A 19,969-nucleotide genomic window follows, 5' to 3' on the forward strand; every position below is an offset into this window, starting at 1 on the left:
CTTCCCCCACTTCCCCTGCCCCCTCTGTCACCTGTCACCTGTCATCTGTCACCTAACTTCCTACTCTTCCCCCGGTTCTAATATACGTTGGAAAAGATAACCAGTACCTCTAGCGGTGAGAATTAGTTCAGGGTTGCTAGGATCATCTTCTAATTTTGCCCGTAATCGGGAAATATGTACATCCACAACGCGAGTATCTACATGGCGTTCAGGAGTATATCCCCACACTTCTTGCAGAATTTCTGAACGGGAAAAAGCTTCACCAGAACGACTGACTAACAATTCTAATAAGCTAAATTCCATCCCGGTTAAGCGAATCCGCTCATCACCTTTATAAACCTGGCGCTTATTTGTATCAATTTTGATGGTGCTGACATGAATTACCCCGGAACTAGGAATACCATTTGCACCAGTTTTGTCCACCCGTCGCAATACTGAACGAATCCGCGCTTCTAGTTCTTTGGGGGAGAATGGTTTAACGACATAATCATCAGCACCTAATTCTAACCCGGTGATGCGATCGGCCACATCTCCCAAGGCGGTGAGCATAATAATGGGAACATCCGATTCTTTGCGTAATTCCTGACAAACACCATAACCATCGAGTTTTGGCATCATGACATCTAAAACTACCAGGTCTGGTTCAGCTTTGCGAAATATCTCTAAAGCTTCCTCTCCGTCTCCTGCTGTCACCACATCGTAGCCAATCATGGAAAGGCGTGTTTCCAAAATCCGACGAATGCTGGCTTCGTCGTCTACTACTAGGATTTTTTCTTTATGACTTTCCAAGTTTTGTCATGCTCCTTAACTAAAATTTTTCATGATTAATTTTTAATATCATAATATTAGGATATCATTGCTCTCAATTGATTTGGAAAGAGCTTCTAACTATTACTATTAGTAAATTTCCGTTTTTTCCAAGAATTAATGAAAAATTAAGATTATTAAATAAAATTTCAGTATGGCAAAGCCAAAAACCATTTATATCTGTAGTAATTGTGCGGCGGAATTCTCCCAGTGGTTCGGAAAATGTTCAAATTGTGACACTTACGACTCTTTAGTTGAGCAGAATATTAGCTCTTTTCTGGGGGATATACCTAGCCGGGGTGGGGTGGGAAATTGGCAAGCTGGAGGTCATAGTAAATCTCATGGTAAACCAGCTAAAGCTAGATCATCTCTGACTTTTGACCAAATTAGCGATCGCCAAATTGCTCGTTGGGAGTCCGGTTATGGCGAATTAGATCGAGTTTTAGGCGGGGGGGTTGTTCCCGGTTCAATGGTATTAATTGGTGGTGATCCTGGTATCGGTAAATCTACTTTACTGCTACAAGTATCTAACCAATTAGCACAAAAATATCGGATTCTCTATATTACTGGAGAAGAGTCTGGACAACAAGTAAAATTGCGGGCTTCTCGCTTGGGAATGTCCAAATCTCCTCTTGTCGTCACAGAAGATCATCAAAACAAAGATCCGGAAGCACCAGTGACAAATCCTGAACAACCCATAGATCCTGACAGTATAGGCGCGGATTTATATGTGTTGCCAGAAACGGATTTAGAAGAAATTTTGCGAGAAATAGATTCTTTAAAGCCCAATGTGGCAGTAATAGATAGTATTCAAACAGTATTTTTACCAGCTTTGACATCAGCGCCGGGTTCAGTGGCACAAGTCAGGGAATGTACCGCAGCCTTGATGAAGGTGGCAAAACATGAAGATATTACGATGTTAATTGTTGGTCATGTTACCAAAGAAGGCACGATTGCCGGACCGCGAGTATTAGAACACTTAGTTGATACTGTATTGTATTTTGAAGGCGATCGCTTTGCCTCCCACAGATTATTAAGAACTGTAAAAAACCGTTTCGGAGCAACACACGAAATTGGTATATTTGAAATGGTATCGCAAGGATTAAGGGAAGTTGATAATCCTTCCGAATTATTTTTAGGCAATCGTGATGATCCGGCTCCCGGTACAGCCATTGTAGTAGCTTGTGAAGGAACAAGACCCATAGTAGTGGAATTACAAGCTTTAGTTAGCCCTACCAGTTATCCCTCTCCTCGCCGAGCAGGTACAGGTATAGATTATAATCGCTTAGTGCAAATTCTCGCCGTATTAGAAAAGCGTGTAGGTGTCCCCATGTCCAAATTAGATTCCTATGTTGCTTCTGCGGGGGGATTAAATGTAGAAGAACCAGCAGTAGATTTAGGAATTGCCGTTGCCATAGTTGCCAGTTTCCGCGATCGCATCGTTGATCCTGGTACAGTCTTAATTGGAGAAGTAGGATTAGGGGGACAGGTGCGATCGGTTTCCCAAATGGAACTACGATTAAAGGAAGCAGCAAAACTGGGATTTAAAAGAGCGATCGTTCCTAAAGGCACAAAATTTCCTGAAATTGGCATAGAGATATTACCAGTAGGTAAAGTCATAGATGCAATTATTGCGGCTGTACCTCATCAAGAATTGACAGAAGAGGATTTAGAACCTGATGAGGATGAATAGTCTAATTTATTTCTTAGAGGGTGTTTGAAAAGTCTAATTTATTACTTGCAAGGGCGACTAGAAGTCGCAGCTACACAGACGAAACCCACCTATTCCTTCGGTCCCGTAAGGGATACGTGGGTTCAAAAGCCTTGATTTTTCGTTAGTCCACGCAGGTGGACTTTGTTTGTGTAGTAGCGATTTCTAATCGCCGGAAACTTTTCAAACATCCTCTAAAGTAAAAATACTAAAACTTTTTGAGATTGGAGGCAATATTTGCTAAATACTCAATTAGTTGAGGCGATCGCTTGGGTGCAGTTAATCAAGTTCGGAAACAAGGTACAAAATTCCACCCCATCTCAATTCCAATGCCTTTCCACAGGGACAGACAAGATGCCTATCCCACAAATTAACTAACTTTGAGCAATACCTTCTTCCCGTGCGGCTTGTTGAACAGCAGCAGCCACAGCAGTAGCAACACGCCGATCAAAGACAGAAGGAATAATATGTTCCCGATTCAAATCCGAGGGTTTAACTAAAGATGCGATCGCACTGGCAGCTTGCAAACACATATTAGTAGTAATCGTCCTAGCCCGACAATCTAAAGCCCCACGAAACACCCCAGGAAACGCCAGGACGTTATTGATTTGGTTGGGGTAGTCACTGCGACCCGTAGCCATCACAGCAACGTTTTTAGGGGCTAATTCGGGTTGAATTTCGGGAATAGGATTAGCCATTGCAAACACAATTGCATCCTTTGTCATTCCCTGTACCATTTCTGGAGTCAAAACTCCTGGTGCGCTGACACCAATGAAGACATCTGCACCTTGAACAGCACCCGCTAAAGTTCCTTGGGCTTTAACCGCAAATTCCAGTTTTTCAGCCGTTAAATCGGTGCGATTAGTGGAAATAATCCCCTTAGAATCACACATCAAAATAGTTTCTGCACCAGCTTTGCGGAGTAACCGAGCGATCGCTACCCCAGCCGCACCCGCACCATTAATCACAATGCGGATGTCTGCAAGGGATTTTTGCACAAGTTTCAGAGCATTAAACAAAGCCGCTAAGGTGACAATCGCTGTACCATGTTGGTCATCATGGAAAATCGGGATATTTAATTCCGCCCGTAGTCTTTTTTCAATTTCAAAACAGCGGGGTGCAGCGATATCTTCCAAATTCACACCACCAAAAACCGGGGCGATATTTTTCACAGCTTTGACAATCTCATCTGTATCTTGAGTATCTAAACAGATGGGAAAAGCATCCAGTCTCGCAAATTCCTTAAACAGCATCGCTTTCCCTTCCATCACGGGTAAAGCTGCCGCTGGTCCCAAATTGCCCAAACCAAGGACAGCACTACCATCAGTGACAATGGCCACCGTGTTCTGTTTGATAGTCAGATTATACACTTCCTCTGGATTTTGGGCGATCGCCTTACAAATGCGACCAACTCCAGGAGTATAAGCCATAGCTAAATCGGAAACACTTTTGAGCGGAATCCGACTCACAATACTGATTTTGCCACCGCGATGCAAATTAAAGGTGCGGTCATAAACATCAATTACCTGAATATCTGTTAATCCCTTCACCGCTTGGACAATAGTTTCCGCGTGTTCCGTACTCGCCGCATCAACAGTCAGATCACGGATAGATTCTTGACGGCTTTGTTCAATTAAATCAATTTGTCCGAGATTACCACCAGTGGCAGCGATCGCTTGAGTAACAGAAGCTAACATCCCCACCCGATTGGGAATTTGTAAGCGCAATGTTACACTAAAACTAGAATTAGGAGTAAGATTTTCCATGGGAGCTAATCTCTGTTTTAAATTTTAGATTTTATAGTGAATTGCTACGGGAAATTTTATTTTCCCAAAAAAACAGATTTTCAGGATTTCCGAACACAGATAAACGCGGATAAACGCGGATGAATTTTGGATAATTAGGGCTATTCTTATCTCCTTCTAATTCTTCCTCCTGACTCCTAAGTTATGGTGTTGGAGATAAGTTTCCAAAAAAGTCATAATGATCTAAGGCCTCCAAAATTCCCCAAGCGTAATTTCCCTCAGCAAAGTAAATCTGCGGTAAACCGCGCAGCTTTTCCAATTCCTGACTGTGATTTCCCACCACCGCCGCCAAAGTATTACCAGCTAACATAGACTCATCATTACCCGAAGCCCCAGCCACCAAAAAGCGTTGCACAGGCAACCCCCATTTTATAGCCACATAACGAATAGCATCCCCCTTAGAGGCTCGGATAGGCAATAAATCAAGGTACATATTATGGCTATAAAATCCCTTCACATGAAGACGATTTTGACGCAGACGACGGATAATTTCGCGGACATTTGGTGATTTCGTCTCATCCACAAAATAGCTCACCTTAAACTTGCCTTGAGCATCGGCAGATTGCAATTCTACCCCAGGAATATCCTGCATGACTTTGCGAATTTCTGACCGTTGCCAATGGTAACAAATATGTCTTTTCCAACTTGTATCTGTGACTATCTGCGGACCGTAGTAAATTTCACTTCCTGCCGATGTAATCAGCAAATCTGGCATGGGAAAACGCCATTCCTCCAACATACTTAAGGTACTTTTCAGACTGCGACCTGTAGCAATACCGACTCCAGTTGTATTCCCCTGATCACGAATCCTCTCAATTAACTTTGCTAAAGCTTCCCCATCACCTAATAGAGTATTATCAATTTCACAGACTAAAAACCGATCAGCCGTTGGTAAGTGATTAGTCTCTGATATATTCCAATCGGGATGTTCATCTGCGGGGGATTTAACCAGGGGACTTAACAGAGATTGAATGCGTTTTTGGGGCAATAATTGGTGAACTTGTTCCAGATAATGCTCTACGTGACTATCCCAAGAAAAATGTTGACCAACATTCATCATGCCATTTTTTGACCATTGTTGCCATTGTTCTGGATTGGTGAGCGATGTTCGCAAAGCAGTTTGGATATCTTGAATATTCAAAGGATCAATTAATAATCCATTTTCACAAGCAGCCAGAATATCCCTTGGACCACCATCAGCAGTAGCAATGATCGGTACACCACAGGCGCTCGCTTCAATTAATGTCAGTCCAAATGGCTCTGTTAAAGCTGGGTTGATAAATACTCCTTGGGTTTTCGCCGTTAACCGATATAAATCTGGTACATCATCTGCATGATGATGTTTAGGATAAGCAACATGACCATAAAGATCATAGCGGTCTATTAATTGCAATATCTCTAAAAATACTTGACGCGGACCCGATTCCATCGCCAAAATATCGTCTCTTTTGCCTAAAATTAGTACCAGGTTAGCTAATTGGCGCAGTTCAGGATCTTCCCCATAAGCTTTAATTAAACTACTAACATTTTTACGGATAGCTGGGCGAGAAATCGCCATAATCATAGGCTTTTGTATGTCTTTGAGAAATTTCTCTAATTCCTGTTGAATAGGTGGATTTTGCCAATTATCTGCGGCTGGATAAAAACGCTCTAAGGTGACACCTGGAGGGATGACTACCATACGTTCGGGTTGATAGTGATCGTAAACGCTATACTGCTCTTCAACTTCTTGATGTGTGCTGGCTATAACTAAAGCTGCACTTCCCAGAGTGATTTCTTCCGCTTCTATTCTTGTACTAATATGAAAGTTTTCTTCAATAGTTTTCTGTTTAGTTCCATGCTCTAATAATCTTTGTTGTTTGATGCGTCCCAGAGAGTGACCTGTATGAACCAGAGGTACACCTAACCAACCCGCAACCCTAGAACCTACATATCCAGCATCAGCATAATGTGTATGAATAACGTGAGGAATTTTGCCGATTTTGCGAATGTGCTTGAGTAATTCATCTGCAAATGTATCTAAATGTGGCCAAAGAACTTCTTTACGGAGGTAGCGTTTGGGACCACAGGCGATGCGAATAATTTGGGCTTTATCTGCGAGAATTTCCACTGGTTGAGCATAATCAGGGCTAACTTTAGGATCATTTACCAACCGGGTTACTAAATCAACTCTTGCAACTTGGGGATTTTTAGCTAATGTGCAAGCCAGTTCTACCGCGTATTTGGTTTGTCCACCAGTGTCAGCATCTTTCCCTAACTCTAGATTGTTACCACGAATTAAACCATGAACGCTGACGAGCAAAATATACAACCCTGGGTCATTTGTCACAGTGTTGATTCCTCCATAATTAGCCATAAATCAGACGTTTTTGCGTGATTTTTTATAGTTATAGCAGGGAACAGGGAACAGGGGGGAGTTGGGGGAGTTGGGGAGAAAGAATTTTCCCAATGACAACGGACAACTGACAACTGACAACTTACAGAAATAGTTCGGGGAGAGTAGTTTCTAGTTTCAGACAATTAGCACCATTCACCTGTAATTGATACTCTACCTTATCCATTAACCGATTCATAATTAACCAACCATAACCACCTTCTTGCTTTTCTGTGGGGTTGGGAGAAAAGTAAGTAGATAAATCAAAACCTTCACCATAATCCCAAATCTCTATAGATAAATCTCGGTCTTTCAGTTCTAACCGCAGTAAAATTGTCAAGCCAGGTTTGTTTTTATGGGCATGACGCACAGCATTAGAATATGCTTCTACTAAAACCAAGCGTAAGCGACTTGATTGTTTTATCCAATCAACAGACTCCCCTAATTGCAATTGTAAGCATCCGCATAACCATTGTTCTACAATATTAATAAAACTTAGGTCACTGGGAACATGAAGTTCACTTTTCATAACCTATAAAATCTCCAAAGACAGTATAGTTTGATCATCCTCTTGAACATCGTTATTGGTTGGAATAAAGGCTAATAGATTATCAAGATTAAGGGGTTGAGACTGTTTTTTTATAAGTTGCCATAGACCTTCTTGGTTAAGCATAGAACGATGAGTTGTTGTTGAACTATCTAAGGTTTCCCAGACAGTTGCTTCTGTGATACCATCACTAGCCAGGAGTAATGTGTCTCCAGAAGAAAGCATCAAACGGCCGGATTCAGCCTGCCATTTAGGTAGTATTCCCAAAGGAATACTGCGAACTTTCAGATAATGAGGAGAATCATTCAAAGTTGCTGGCTTTGACCAGACAAAAGGATAAATATGCCCAGAATTAGCATAGACTAGTTCTTTTGTAGTTGGGTGATAACGAGCTAAAACCATTGTGATAAAATAATTGCTACTCATTAATTCGTCTCTCAAGGCAGAATTTAGATTCTGCATGATGACATTTGGCTCTACTGGAACTTCTTGACAGAGTTCCCGCCGCAGCAGCGAAATCGTACTAGCCATAAATAAAGCTGCTGGCACACCTTTACCAGAAACATCACCAACGGCTAACCACAAATCACCATTAGGATGAACAAACACTTCAAAAAAATCACCTCCTACCTCTCGTGCTGGATAGCAACAAGCTTGGACTTTTACGCCGGCCATTTCTGGTAAAGTTTGCCGCAACAGGTTATTTTGAATTTGGCGGGCTACTTCCAACTCTAAGTTAATTTGTCGTTGTTTTTCTTGCAAACTCTGATAGAGTTTTGCTTGGGAAATGGCTAAGGATGATTGTTCTGCTACACCTGTAATCAGTTGAATATCTTCTTGATGCCAAATGTGATCACTTCCCAATTTACAAATAGCAATAATAGCTAGTAAATGTTGTTTATAAATAAGGGGAACAACTAGATTTTGACAAGGGATATTTTTATAGATATCGTCTTTTATTTGATAATGATGACTTTGAAAAACTTCGCTGATTAAATCACTAAGGTCTGGAAGTAAATCACAGATTCCAGATTGAGAACTTTGATAGGAAAATTGCTTTTTGGTTAGTAAATCATCTTCGATAGGTTTGAGTAAACAATAATGAGCTGCAAATGTTTCTCCAATCGTGACAACAATTTTTCGCAGCATATTATCATAGTCTAAAGATTCTCTAATTGCTGTTGTCACAGCATTAAATAAAGATTCCCTTCGCAAAGCACGGGATAATTCTGCTACTCGTCTTTTAACTAAGCGATAGGTATCACTAGCTTGATTGACTAATGTTTGGAGTTGGCTGGGATTCCAAGGTTTTGTGATGTATTTAAATACTCGACCTGAGTTAATTGCATCTACTAAATCTTCTACATCTGTAAAACCTGTGAGCAAAATCCGAATTGTATCAGGAAACCGCTCTACTGTCAGACTTAATAGTTCGCTACCGTTCATTTCAGACATTCTTTGGTCGGAGATAATTACAGCCATTTCACCTTCTTTTTCTAAGATAGCTAAGGCTTCAGTGGCACTATTAGCTTTATAAACTTTAAAATCTTTCCAAAATGTGCGATAGAGTAAATCTAAGTTATCTACCTCGTCATCTACTACCATGAGCTTGAGCTTGTTTAACTTTTTTTCAGTCATAATCCGACCCAAATTTTCACATACTTGAATCCTATATAGGACTCCGATTTGATTCTGTGAATTTTCCTGCGTAGGAAGGTAAGAGGCAATCATACAAGAGGCAAGAGGATTTGAGAATATGAAGGTGTACCGAGTTTTGTATGGCTACGCCACGCAAGCTATCAAAAATCAAATAGGAGTCCGATATTTCCTCCTGACTCGGTGACTAAACCCAATTTATGTAACCAAGCCAGAACGGAGAGCAATTATTGCTACTTCTGTACGGTCATTGGCAGATAGTTTTCTCATAATATTGCCAACGTGGGTTTTTACGGTTCCAGTTGCAATATAAAGTTTCTTGGCTATCTCCCCATTACTACAACCTTTAGCAATCAATTCTATCACTTCTAATTCTCTATCCGAGAGAATACCGACTTCAACAGGTTGTTGATGATCATAGGATTTGACGGATTTGACAGAATCTGGTTTCTGCTGTGTCTTTTCTAAAATAATCCGAGCAATCATCGGATCAATCCAAGGATTTCCCTCAGCAGTTACTCGTATAGCTTTGAGTAAATTATCAAACTGGATATCTTTCATGCAGTAAGAATCTGCACCAGCACTAAAGGCTCCAAGTACAGATTCTTGATTGTCAGATGATGTTAAGATTAATACCTTCGTCCTTGATAATTGATGATGATTAGCGATCGCTTTAATCCTCTTGGTTAGTTCAATCCCATTTTGATCTGGTAAACCTATATCCACAATTGCAACATCTGGCTGTAGCTTCTTTAACATTCTTAGACCATGACGGGCATTACCAGCTTCTCCAACTACTTCAATTTCGTCTTTTTGTTGTAATGCTTTGCAAATATAGAAGCGAGTGAGTTCATGATCTTCAATAATGACAGTGCGAATTTTACTCATATCAAAAATTTGCTAGATATTCAATAATATATAGCTTTTTGTTGATGAGATTATTACTAAAAAAAATTAGTACCTAGATACCCGACTTATCAATTGACATTATCTTTGAGCTACTCGTATTAATAAAAATAAACCCGTTACTAATCCAAATAAATTAGGCAACCAAGCGCCAATTAAGGGCGAAAGGATACCGGCTTGTGCTAACGCCCCAGAAACGGATAATAACAAATAGTAACTAAAAATTACAATTACGCTAATACCAAAACTTGTGCCACGTCCAGTGCGTTGAGGGATGCTACCCATAACTGAACCAACTAAGCCAAAAATAACGCAAATAAAGGGAAAGGCGATTTTCTGTTGGATTCGTACTTGCAGTTTGCGAATTTTTTGATCGTTCCCACCTAAACGTTCTATTTCTAGTTGTTCTAGAGCTTGAGAAATATTCATTTCGCCATAGTCTCGACTACTTTCGGCTAAGGTTAAAGGCGTGCGGGGAAGTTGTAATTGCTGATGTTCAAAGCGTAAAATATTCCGATATGAGCGATCTGTCGCTACTAAATAGATAGTCCCATTGTAAAAATCCCAAACTTGTTTTTGGGTGTTCCATTTAGCTGATTCGGAAACAACAATTTGATCAACTCCGCCTCGGGAACGATCTATAATTGTTAAACCGTTCATTTGCTTACCGTCAAATTGGTCGGCATAAAATAATCGAGAGAGGATCTTTTTTTGAGTACCATCTGCTTCTTTGGATTCTCGATATTCAGGATAATAAATATTCTGTTGTTTAAAGGAAGGTTGATCTGATTTGAGAGCTTGTGCTAGGGTGATAGTGGCTTTGTAATTGGCGGCGGGGGCAATTTGCTCATTAAATAAATAAGTGATGAGCGTGACAGCAAAACTTAACACTACAGCCGTTAAAACCATGCGATAAACACTAACACCACACCCACGCAAAGCGATTAATTCACTTTCACTAGAAAGGCGACTATAGGTCATTAAAGTAGCTAACAAAGTGGACATGGGGAAAGAGTACACCATGACATAAGGTAGCTTTAAGAGGAAAATCTCTAGGGCGATATTGAGAGGTAGCCCGGATTCTACAACCTTTCGCAGTAACTCAAATAAACTATCAATTGCTAAAACTACAGAAGTAAATGCACCAACACCAAATAAAAATGGGGAAATTAATTGCATCGCTAAATAGCGATCCATGATAGAAAATGAAAATATGGAAATTAAATTGGAGAAGGGTTTAATTTGTTTAGATATCATGATTATGTTTTGTGCAATCTCTCTTAGAGATCCCGCAGGGTAGATGCAAAGGAACAAAGGCGCAAAGTTTAAACTGCGAAATTATCACCTAAATAATATTGTCGCACCAAGGGGTTGTTATACAGTTCGTCAGAGTTGCCAAAAGCCAGAATTTGTCCTTCACGCATGATATAACCACGATCTGTTATGGCTAGGGTTTCGCGGACATTATGATCTGTGATTAAAATTCCCATACCGCGATCGCGCAATTGACTGACAATCTCCTGAATCTCAGCCACAGCAATGGGATCAACTCCAGCAAAAGGTTCATCTAAAAACAGGAATTTGGGGCCTTCTTTCCCCGCTGCTAAAGCTCTCGCTAATTCTGTGCGTCGTCGTTCACCACCAGAAAGTTGAATCCCTTGACTATCAGCTACCTTTTCTAAGCGAAATTCTTGTAATAAGGTATGTAGTCTGTGTCTCCATTCTCTCCTAGGAACTTGAGTTTGTTCAAATACTAGGAGAATATTTTCTCGCACTGACAACTGCCGAAATACACTTGGTTCTTGAGCTAAATAGCCAATACCTAATCTAGCCCTTGTGTGCATGGGGAAATTAGTAATATCTAAATTATCTAACCACACTTTGCCATGATTCGGTTTTTCTAAACCTGTGGCAATATAAAATGTTGTCGTTTTCCCCGCACCATTGGGACCTAGTAAACCGACAACTTCCCCCTGGCCAACAGAAAGGCTAACACGATTCACAATTAATCGTTTACCGTAGGATTTGTGAATATTCTCTAAAACAATTTTCACTATGGGATTGCTAATTAGAACGCTTTAAGGCTGGAGTTTTTGGGGCTGGTTTCGTAGTTTGTCTACTAGGATTAGAATCTTCTATCATATATATAGATTCTACCTGACGGTTAGATTGGGGTAAGGCGATGAATCTGCCTTCGTCAATTAAATAGGTGACTTTTTCGGCACGAATGCTATTGCTACCCTGTTGTAAAATATAAACATTACCACTGAAATCAATCCGTTTTTCTTTACTAAAGTATTGAGCTTGAGCAGATGTGGCTTGAATTTGCCGAGCCGGGTAGACCATTTGCACATTACCACGAGCAGTAATTACTTGCGTTTTCGCGTCGTATTCTTGGGTATCAGAGCGAATAGTCAGGGGACGATTTCCCCCAGATTGGGCTGTGGCGGATTGCAATTGGGTGGGCAATACTCCCACACCTACAAGGGAAATTGGCAGTGCTAAGGCTAATCCTAAGCGGCGTATCCGTGATTTTAGTAATTGATAACGAGGTATCATAGAAGCTAGGGAATAGGGAACAGGGAACAGGGAAGAGAAAATAGGGCAATAAAATATCAGTCCTATAGCCAAAACGGACGATTTTTTTTAACTTTAGTTTCGCGTTGAAAATCTTTGATCACAACTGGCAAAAATTTATTAATTGTTACCGAATCTGATACACCAACAAAAGATTCATAAAATCCATCAGAAAAATCATCAAAATCCCACAAATCATAGTTTAGACAGGGAAATAATCGGTAAAAGCCTAACTTGATTTTGAGCTAATTCGCTATCGGCAATTTTTTCTAGGCTTTCCTGTTGTAATGTTGTTAACAAATTCACACTTTGAGTGAGTAATTCTTCCACATTAATACCGCCGTAGGTAGGTAGATAACGCCGAAGACGATTACTACCTTCGCCTAAAAGAATCATTGCGCCTCGTTGGTTATGATTACCCAGATGATATAGTCCTACAGCAATTTGGAGAATACCTTGATAAAAAGTTTTGTCTGGTTCGATACTATCGATCCAGAGTGCTTCAAGAACGTCATGACAAGCATAGAACTGTCCAGTATTGAACTGTTCTACACCTTGCCAAAACTCTTCCGGCATGATTTCGTTCATCCCATACTATCCCGAACTTCTTTAATAGCATCAAGAGAAATTTCTTGTTTGTCCCCAGAAAATTCATTTTCTGGTGTGAGGAATAGCATACAGTGACATTCTTTGCGTTCGCGCATGGGTACGCAGGGACAGTTCCAAAAAGTGGCGTTAACTTCGGCTTCTTTATCTTCGTAGTGACGACAAGGACATAAGGGCGCACCAAGTTCGTCTTTATGCTTGGCTAGTCCTTCAATGACAACTGCTGTAACGGAAGGTTCAGAACAGAAGAATGTTCCCGTCCGTTTGGCGTATTGTTCGGAAAAGTGCCGCATTGCTTCTAGGCTTTTATCGCTGGATTTTGAATTTACTTCTGATGTAACCATTGGTTGTGCTGTTTATAAATTTCTATGTTTCTTTGCATTGTACATCAGGCTCAGTGTGAGAAATCGCTTCCAAATAAACTGAGGGCTTTTTGGAGTTGGGGTTGGAGTTCTTGGTCGTTTTGGACGATGATGCCGGGATATTCCCGATTAATGACGATTTCTGTGGCTGAATCTGGATTTTGCCACAGTAGCCAACGACTACCCGCAGGTAAGGAAGATGTGGTGTAAGAGTTTTGGGTTAGCCAAATCAGGGGACAGTGATCTGGTGGTAAGCTGTTTTTTTCAATGGGGTTGGTGGCTGCTAAGGTTTCGAGAACGGAGATATTGCCTGTTGTTAAACCTGTGCCTGATGTCCATAGTTGCACTTGCAGTTTCTGTTTGTGGGCGTAAAAATACAGGGAGGCGGCGGCAATTACGGCTTGTTCAAATAATTCTTGTTGCCACATAAAGGAACTATCTATGGCGATAATAATTTCTTGTCCGCCGGTGATTACTTCTAATTCTCGGACTCGTAATTCGCCATAGCGAGCGCTTGTCCGCCAATGAATCAACCGGGTAGGATCACCGATGCGATAGGGGCGTAGCGATCGCACTAATCCCGTTGTTGCCATCTGTAAAGGTTTACCACGGGGATCTCCTCTTTGGCTATCATCTTGTCCGATTTCATCAATTAAGGGGCAGGTAGTCAGGGGTAGGACGGTGGGATAAACAATTGCCCTAGCTTCACACTGACGAGGACGACGACAGGAAAATAAACCCCAGGGCGCACCTGTGACTAATTCTACTGTGTGCCAGCGGTAAACGCCTCGTTGTTGGGTAGGGTGATAATATGTCCAGTGATAAGTCTCTTGTGGTGGAATAGCTTCAATATTTTGCTGGACTGATTGACCAAGAATAAATGGGAGAATGTCTCTAATTTGTAATAAACTGCCAGATTGTTTTTTCTGATTTTGAATTTCTATTTCAATTTTCAGTGCATCACCGGCGGTTACTGGTGCAATAGGATGACGCTTAAGAATTATACCTGTGAGCGATCGCGGCGCAACAAAAGCCGACACCCCCAAAAGCGCAAAACTAACCCCACTAATCACATACAGCCAGCCAGCCATTGTATTAATCCCTGCACCCAAGTAACATAGAGCGATTCCTGCCAACACCCAACCGCCATAAGCAGGTGCAGCAGCATGGGTTTCCAGCCAATTGTTGATTTTTTTGGTAATTTTCATCTTTCTTTTTTAACTTAATGGGGAACAGGGAATAGGGAATAGGGAATAGGGAATAGGGAATAGGGAATAGGGAATAAATTTGTTTAATAATGATTGAGAATTACATCTAAAAAGCCCCTGTCATTAATTGTCACGGACAACTGACAACTGACCACTGACCACTAACCACTAACAATCAACAATATGGTTTATCCCGTTATTTGGCGCAATAATTCGGTATCACTCATTGATCAAACTCGCTTACCTAATGAATATACAGTGGTGGAGATTCACCGCAGTGAAGATATGGCACAAGCCATTACCACTATGATTGTGAGAGGTGCGCCGGCGATTGGAGTTGCGGCAGCTTATGGAATGTATTTGGGGGCTAGGGAAATTGAAACCGGCGATACCCAAGAGTTTTTAGCTAAACTGGAAATAGTAGCTAATTTGTTGCGTTCTACCCGTCCCACTGCGGTAAATTTGTTTTGGGCAATTGGCAGAATGATGCAAACAGCCTATGAAACCTTGGGAACAGTCGCAGAAATTAAACAAGCCCTTTTAGAAACCGCCCAAAAGATCAATGCCGAAGATTTGCAAACTTGTCAAGCGATCGGTGATCATGGTTTAGCCGCATTACCGAAAACCCCAGACCAACTAATTATACTCACACATTGCAACGCTGGTGCATTAGCCACCGCCGGTTATGGTACAGCATTAGGTGTAGTCCGTTCTGCGTGGAAAGAAGGACGTTTAGCCAGAGTATATGCAGATGAAACCCGTCCCCGATTACAAGGTGCAAAACTCACCGCTTGGGAATGTGTCCAAGAAGGGATTCCGGTGACAGTAATTACTGATAATATGGCCGCCCATTGCATGAAACAAGGTTTAATTGATGCTGTAGTCGTGGGCGCTGATAGAATAGCTGCTAATGGTGACGCTGCCAATAAAATCGGAACGTATAGTTTAGCTATTGTTGCTAAAGCTCATAATATTCCTTTCTTCGTGGCTGCACCTTTATCTACAGTAGATTTTGAATTAACTGATGGTAGTCAAATTCCCATTGAAGAACGTCACCCAGGGGAAATCTATCAAATAGGTGAAACTATCCTCACTCCTCCAGGTGTGGAATTTTATAACCCCGCTTTTGATGTCACACCTGCGGATTTAATTACCGCCATTATTACGGAAAATGGGGCTTTTCTTCCAGGTGATTTATTAAAGGCTCAGAAGATGGTTTAATTTTAACAGTAACGAGGGTTTAGCAATGCTAAACCCCTTGTTTGTCTACTGTCAGCCCGTTTTTGAGGCGAATACAGAGGCTTATCCTGGTTTTGGAGATTTTGGGGTCATCTAGAACAAATAAACTGCCCATATCGTTACGCAGGGGCTTGATAAAGCGATCGCCTCTCACTGTGGTGTTGGTGATAATTCCTTGAGGGGGAGATAATGAGTAGTCGAAAATTGCCCTTTTTTAATTCTCAATAAGGGTGAGTAGTTTTTATTTTTGAACGTAACATCAATGGTTTTGAGTTTTATTATTATCAATAAGCTGGATGTTTATCACAAGTGGGGGATTTAGCGATCGCTCCTCAATGTGGTGTGTTAGTGGTAATTTCTTAGGAGAGACTTACTTTGTAAAATTGAATAAGTAGGTAAACATAATAAAAACGATATATGTTTAGTTTTGTAAAAACCGTGCAATAACCTATTTGCAAGGCATTCATTGAGTTTACATTTCGTTACATACCTTTAAACTTTTCTCTTTACCTACTTACTTTGCAAAATCCATGTGTATTCTTTTTATTAAAAATTCTTAAAAAAAAATTAAAAACATCTAAGTTTACTAAATAATATGATGATCGTGACCGTGGTATCAAAAAATATTTTACATTTATCCCATGAAATCACTTTTGGCATTTTATATAATTATAATCGCTTCTTTTGTGGTGAAAGTAGACTCCGTAAAAGCTGAGAATATTTTTAATATTCAATCTCAGTTAAATGTAAATGAAAAACCATTTTTATTATCTCAGAATGAGACAAATAATAGTAATAATACAAACAATGATAATAATAAAAATGTATTATTATCCGCGTTAATGGCTGTTATACCAGCATTATCCGGCTATTTTGTGGTTTATCTTAAAAGAGAAACAAAAAAAATAGAAGAAGATACTCTTAATAAGTTAGATAAGCGTAAACCTCTTGAACCAGGTGAATTTAGAAACTCTATCCTACTTGTTGGCTTGGGTGGTTCTGGTAAAACCACACTAATAGGACATTTAGTAGATCAAGGAAACTCAGAAATGTCAACGAGGGACTATGCTAACTATAAATCTCTTAGCGAATCTATTGATAAAAATGGTAACACATATAAATTTTATATAGCAGATTATCCTGGTCAAAATATAGGTGTTCTCATCAAGGGATTAATGGCAGAACAAAAAGTACCTTATTCACCGATGACATTTAATGGAATAGACTCCATAATAATTGTAGTTGATTTAGTTTACACTCCTGAGCCTGGATCAAAAATTGACATGGATTTAGTGCGTCAAACATGGCAAAAACGTGTGCAACAACATATAAAAGAATGGAGTCCCACAGCTTTAGATTGTGTTTTTGGACTTGTTGGTAAAAATATTAAATATTTTTGTCTTTTTATAAATAAATTTGACATATTAAATGAGATGGATAAGAATATAGATAAAGAAAAGGTTCTTACAGAATATCGTGAACTTAACCAAAACATAAGTCATAGAGCTAGAGGTTTTGTATATAAACCAATAATTGGTAGTTTTACAAGAGGTGACGGGTTAGTAGAATTAACACAAGATTTAAAAAAATATAGTGAATCGTTAAAAAACCTTGATAAATCTTAGGAAAGAAAATTATGAGTAACTGGCGAGATCAATCAGAAAGAGACCTAGAACTATCGAATTCACCTAATAAATCTGACTCTAATATTAATGAGAAAAAAATCACAAAAATAAGTCCAGTAATCTATGGTTTTATAATTTTTCTATTAAGTTTTTTTTTATATACATACTAAATAAATATGTATTAAAAGATAAATCTACTGATTGTACTGTGATAAATCAAGACAGCAATCATAGTTTTACTGAAAAACAATTCCTTGCAACTTTAAAACTTAATCAAGTTATCAAAAGCATTACTGTTACTCCCTATTGTGAAGTAATTGCTACAGCAGATGATGGCAAAACTTTAACCTTGTTGAATTATCAAGGAAAAATTATCAATACTTTTCAAATCAATGGGTTTGTAACGAGCATACCATTTAGTCCCAATTCTCAAATAATTGCAATACCCAGCAATGACAAAGCAGTAATTTTGTTAAATTCTCAAGGAAAGACTATTAATAAGTTTCCACTTAGTGGGCTAGTGACCAGTATTGCTTTTAGTCCTAATGGTAAAATAATTGCAACAGCCAGTGATGATAAAACAGTAACCTTGTTGAATTCTCAAGGAAAAATCATCAATACTTTTCCACTTAACGCGCTAGTAACCAGTATTGCTTTTAGTCCTAATGGTAAAATAATTGCAACAGCCAGTGATGATAAAACAGTAACCTTGTTGAATTCTCAAGGAAAAATCATCAATACTTTTCCACTTAACGCGCTAGTAACCAGTATTGCTTTTAGTCCTAATGGTAAAATAATTGCAATAGCTAGTGATGATAAAACAGTAACCTTGTTGAGTTCTCAAGGAAAAATCATCAATACTTTTCCACTTAACGCGCTAGTAACCAGTATTGCTTTTAGTCCTAATGGTAAAATAATTGCAATAGCTAGTGATGATAAAACAGTAAATATGTGGGAATTTGTTGATAAATAACCTGAATTTATACTTAAAATGTATTTCTCCCAACCGGAGGACGTTAAATTTCAACCCAATATACCTTGACACAAAATACCTAAAATCTTGTTCAACTCCTTAATATAATAATTATTCAAATCAATAAATATCTCTGTTCCTTCTAACTTCAAGAACTTCCATATATCTCCTGTTGTCACAGCCCCATAAATAGTTTTAATTTCATTACCTTCCTGTTCATTAAATAACTGTGCTGCTAACATTGCTGCTGCACATTGACCCAAACCACCTTTAATATTTTCATTTTTAGCTTCTACAATAATTAGTACAGGAGCATTAATTGTTAATTGTTCCCTAGAACGACTGATAACAAAATCACAATAACCATTTAAACCTCTCTCAACATCAACATTAAAATCTGTACCAGAAAATAAACTAATTTGATAATTAGCTTTACGTCTAACTTCTAATAAAATTGGCGTAATCATCATTTCTGAGCGTGCTTTCTCCGTATTTATTGCTAACGCGAGTTCCGTAGTTTCTTCTAAAGTGTTAGTTAACTTTTCACTGATTTCTATAGGTTCTACAGTCGCAAATAAATCAGCTTCTTCATCAATTGTAATGTTAAAAATTTTCTTAAACTTAGTTAAGCTAAAATCACTATACGCCATTGCTCTTACCTTATTATTTTCAACAGTTTATCTAAAATTTAAAATCTCTTTAATTATAGCAGTATACTTTTCAGGAATAGGTGCATCTTTACCCTTAGTCTCAATATCCCTGACCCAGCTTTGACTCATACCTACAGCATGAGCAAAATCTCTTTGAATCTTGAAATAAATTCAGGTTCAAAGCTAAAACTTGTTAAAACTGAAGCTGACCGATGGATTTAGCAAAATCAAAAAAGATCCCCGACTTCTCTAAGAAGTCGGGGATCTGAAGGATGTAAACAACCGACGAAAATGGGTTAATTAATGGGGAATTTAGCTAATAATTCCTCACGGGACAACTGAGATAAGTTGAGAAATAAATCAGTTCTTTCTGTGAGAGAAAGTTCCATAATAGGAGTCACAACAGCTAATAATTGCTCATCTAAATTAGCAAACCGTGCTGTTAGTAAACTTCCTACTATTAACCGTAATTCTTCTTGTCTTCCCGTTTGCAGTCCCGTTTGCAGTCCCGTTTGCAGTCCCGTTTGCAGTCCCTCTTGTCGCCATTCCTCGCGTTGTTTGAGATATGCTGGTGATAAAGTCATAATCAACTCCCTATCTTCATCATTGATATTAGTGTTAATCTCTATATTTTTACGCCAAGACGCTAAAATTTCCAGTAGATAATTACGCTGGTTTTCTGTGGAAACTTGTAACTGCCATTTTTGCTAATAATCCTAAATCGGAAGTTACAGGTTTTGATTGATTGGGAACAAACCAAATATCTATTTCTCTAACTTCGCTTTTTACGTCTTTACCAATATCTACTTGACCTAAAGGTTTTAATAATTCCTCTAGATATTCTTTTGCAAATTGGTCATGGGCTTCTCTCGTCATACAAAATTCATAATTAATAATAGTGTTTTCATGATGTCTCAATATAC

The 19,969-nt window shown here is 39.2% G+C and carries 19 protein-coding genes; 4 read left to right on the top strand and 15 right to left on the bottom strand.

Annotation, left to right across the window (positions count from 1 at the left end; all coding sequences use genetic code 11):
- Positions 1-60 precede the first annotated feature (60 nt).
- Positions 61-789: a response regulator transcription factor RpaB gene (gene rpaB / locus IQ226_RS13645; RefSeq protein WP_015079764.1), complete on the bottom strand. Its 729-nt coding sequence runs from the start codon at positions 787-789 to the stop codon at positions 61-63.
- Positions 790-961: 172 nt separating this feature from the next.
- Between rpaB and radA the strand changes: the two genes are divergently transcribed.
- On the top strand, positions 962-2,500 hold the full coding sequence (gene radA, locus IQ226_RS13650; RefSeq protein ID WP_193896170.1) for a DNA repair protein RadA: 1,539 nt from the start codon (positions 962-964) through the stop codon (positions 2,498-2,500).
- Between the two features lie 392 nt (positions 2,501-2,892).
- Here the strand turns inward: radA and IQ226_RS13655 are convergent, their stop codons facing one another.
- The 11 genes from IQ226_RS13655 to IQ226_RS13705 form a co-directional block, all read right to left on the bottom strand.
- On the bottom strand, positions 2,893-4,284 hold the full coding sequence (locus tag IQ226_RS13655; RefSeq protein ID WP_193896172.1) for a malic enzyme-like NAD(P)-binding protein: 1,392 nt from the start codon (positions 4,282-4,284) through the stop codon (positions 2,893-2,895).
- 181 nt (positions 4,285-4,465) lie between these two features.
- Positions 4,466-6,652, bottom strand: coding sequence for an HAD-IIB family hydrolase (locus tag IQ226_RS13660; protein ID WP_193896174.1), 2,187 nt, complete (start codon positions 6,650-6,652; stop codon positions 4,466-4,468).
- A gap of 148 nt (positions 6,653-6,800) precedes the next feature.
- On the bottom strand, positions 6,801-7,226 hold the full coding sequence (locus tag IQ226_RS13665; protein ID WP_193896176.1) for an anti-sigma regulatory factor: 426 nt from the start codon (positions 7,224-7,226) through the stop codon (positions 6,801-6,803).
- 3 nt (positions 7,227-7,229) lie between these two features.
- On the bottom strand, positions 7,230-8,882 hold the full coding sequence (locus IQ226_RS13670) for a SpoIIE family protein phosphatase (RefSeq protein WP_193896178.1): 1,653 nt from the start codon (positions 8,880-8,882) through the stop codon (positions 7,230-7,232).
- Positions 8,883-9,098: 216 nt separating this feature from the next.
- Positions 9,099-9,788: a response regulator transcription factor gene (locus IQ226_RS13675; RefSeq protein ID WP_193896180.1), complete on the bottom strand. Its 690-nt coding sequence runs from the start codon at positions 9,786-9,788 to the stop codon at positions 9,099-9,101.
- 99 nt (positions 9,789-9,887) lie between these two features.
- On the bottom strand, positions 9,888-11,003 hold the full coding sequence (locus tag IQ226_RS13680) for an LptF/LptG family permease (protein WP_193896239.1): 1,116 nt from the start codon (positions 11,001-11,003) through the stop codon (positions 9,888-9,890).
- A 128-nt stretch (positions 11,004-11,131) separates the two neighbouring features.
- Positions 11,132-11,860 (bottom strand): LPS export ABC transporter ATP-binding protein, encoded by a 729-nt coding sequence (gene lptB, locus IQ226_RS13685; RefSeq protein WP_193896182.1) that lies wholly within the window; start codon positions 11,858-11,860, stop codon positions 11,132-11,134.
- A 10-nt stretch (positions 11,861-11,870) separates the two neighbouring features.
- Positions 11,871-12,365: an LptA/OstA family protein gene (locus IQ226_RS13690; RefSeq protein WP_193896184.1), complete on the bottom strand. Its 495-nt coding sequence runs from the start codon at positions 12,363-12,365 to the stop codon at positions 11,871-11,873.
- Positions 12,366-12,578: 213 nt separating this feature from the next.
- Positions 12,579-12,971 (bottom strand): DUF309 domain-containing protein, encoded by a 393-nt coding sequence (locus IQ226_RS13695; protein WP_193896186.1) that lies wholly within the window; start codon positions 12,969-12,971, stop codon positions 12,579-12,581.
- Positions 12,968-13,333: a ferredoxin thioredoxin reductase catalytic beta subunit gene (locus IQ226_RS13700; RefSeq protein WP_193896188.1), complete on the bottom strand. Its 366-nt coding sequence runs from the start codon at positions 13,331-13,333 to the stop codon at positions 12,968-12,970. Before IQ226_RS13700 ends, IQ226_RS13695 begins: the two co-directional genes overlap by 4 nt.
- A gap of 50 nt (positions 13,334-13,383) precedes the next feature.
- Entirely contained in the window at positions 13,384-14,559 is a 1,176-nt protein-coding gene (locus IQ226_RS13705; protein ID WP_193896190.1) for a DUF58 domain-containing protein, read from the bottom strand.
- A gap of 183 nt (positions 14,560-14,742) precedes the next feature.
- Between IQ226_RS13705 and mtnA the strand changes: the two genes are divergently transcribed.
- The 3 genes from mtnA to IQ226_RS13720 all read left to right on the top strand — a co-directional run bounded on the left by mtnA (position 14,743) and on the right by IQ226_RS13720 (position 18,396).
- Positions 14,743-15,780, top strand: a complete 1,038-nt coding sequence (gene mtnA / locus IQ226_RS13710; protein WP_193896192.1) for an S-methyl-5-thioribose-1-phosphate isomerase — start codon at positions 14,743-14,745, stop codon at positions 15,778-15,780.
- Positions 15,781-16,451: 671 nt separating this feature from the next.
- Complete coding sequence (locus tag IQ226_RS13715; RefSeq protein WP_193896194.1) at positions 16,452-17,423, top strand: GTPase domain-containing protein; 972 nt, start codon at positions 16,452-16,454, stop codon at positions 17,421-17,423.
- A 208-nt stretch (positions 17,424-17,631) separates the two neighbouring features.
- Entirely contained in the window at positions 17,632-18,396 is a 765-nt protein-coding gene (locus IQ226_RS13720; RefSeq protein WP_193896196.1) for a PD40 domain-containing protein, read from the top strand.
- A 50-nt stretch (positions 18,397-18,446) separates the two neighbouring features.
- Here the strand turns inward: IQ226_RS13720 and IQ226_RS13725 are convergent, their stop codons facing one another.
- From IQ226_RS13725 to IQ226_RS25955, 3 genes are all read right to left on the bottom strand, one after another.
- A complete protein-coding gene (locus IQ226_RS13725) occupies positions 18,447-19,046 on the bottom strand; it encodes a hypothetical protein (RefSeq protein WP_193896198.1) in 600 nt (199 codons plus the stop codon).
- A 296-nt stretch (positions 19,047-19,342) separates the two neighbouring features.
- Positions 19,343-19,630, bottom strand: coding sequence for a hypothetical protein (locus tag IQ226_RS25950; RefSeq protein WP_370567142.1), 288 nt, complete (start codon positions 19,628-19,630; stop codon positions 19,343-19,345).
- Between the two features lie 82 nt (positions 19,631-19,712).
- On the bottom strand, positions 19,713-19,922 hold the full coding sequence (locus IQ226_RS25955) for a hypothetical protein (protein ID WP_370567143.1): 210 nt from the start codon (positions 19,920-19,922) through the stop codon (positions 19,713-19,715).
- Positions 19,923-19,969: the final 47 nt, after the last annotated feature.

Source organism: Dolichospermum sp. LEGE 00240 (assembly GCF_015207875.1).
Lineage (GTDB): Bacteria > Cyanobacteriota > Cyanobacteriia > Cyanobacteriales > Nostocaceae > Dolichospermum > Dolichospermum gracile.